Consider the following 361-nt stretch of genomic DNA (forward strand, 5'->3'; position numbering starts at 1 on the left):
TCGAGGCAGATGGTCGCCTCCCCGGCCTCGGTCTTCGGCTTGCCCTCGAAAGTTTCCGATCCGATCTGGGTGATCTGCCACCGGATCGTGACCGTCCCGTTGTCCAGGTCCAGGTCGCTCCACCGCAGACCGCACGACTCGCCCCGGCGCAGGCCCCGAAACGCGATCAGGTGGTACTGCGCATACAGCCGGTGACCGCGGGCGCGGTCCAGGAACCGCTTGGTCAACGCCGGCGTCCACACCATCACCTTGGAGGGGCGCGGGGCGCCGATGTAGGCATCGAGGCGGTTGATCCGCTCCCCGATCCGCTTGTGCGGTTCGAGCCGGGACTGGCGTTTGCGGCGCGCGTTCATCTTCTCGA

General features: G+C 67.6%; 1 protein-coding gene. It reads right to left on the reverse strand.

All coding sequences use genetic code 11. The features are described from left to right. Nucleotides 1-353, reverse strand: a 353-nt coding sequence (locus tag QSK22_RS33425; protein ID WP_502872406.1) for a site-specific integrase, incomplete at its 3' end; no start/stop codon positions are given. Nucleotides 354-361 lie beyond the last annotated feature (8 nt).

This window comes from Actinomadura sp. NBRC 104425 (genome assembly GCF_030269545.1).
Lineage (GTDB): Bacteria > Actinomycetota > Actinomycetes > Streptosporangiales > Streptosporangiaceae > Spirillospora > Spirillospora keratinilytica.